The sequence below is a fragment of the Pseudomonas sp. K5002 genome, from assembly GCF_013386655.1.
In the GTDB taxonomy this organism is placed as follows: domain Bacteria; phylum Pseudomonadota; class Gammaproteobacteria; order Pseudomonadales; family Pseudomonadaceae; genus Aquipseudomonas.
Genome location: NZ_JACARK010000855.1, coordinates 1 through 275, shown reverse-complemented (window position 1 = coordinate 275; position 275 = coordinate 1). Strand labels below are relative to the sequence as shown.

Sequence of the window (275 nt, the reverse complement as noted above, 5' to 3'; positions counted from 1 at the left end):
TGGACTGCGCAGCAGGCCCACTCTCTTCGGCGATGACTAGCGCATGAACAGCCCGCCGTTGATGTCCCAGCACGCGCCCGTGATCGAGGCGGCGTGGTCGGCGATCAACAGCAGCACGGTGTCGGCGATGGTGTGCGGGTCGCCGAGGGTGCCCGTCGGGATAATCTTGAGGATCTGCTCCAGGCGCTCCGGCGCCACGGTTTCGCGCACCACCGGCAAATCAAGCGGGCCTGGCGAAATGCTGTTGACCGTCACGCCCCGGGGCGCCAGTTCAC

At 66.9% G+C, this 275-nt stretch carries 1 protein-coding gene; it reads right to left on the bottom strand.

Annotated elements, in window-relative coordinates; all coding sequences use genetic code 11:
• Positions 1 to 36: 36 nt before the first annotated feature.
• On the bottom strand, positions 37 to 275 hold a 239-nt coding region (locus HX846_RS29980; protein WP_178966765.1), incomplete at its 5' end, for an SDR family oxidoreductase.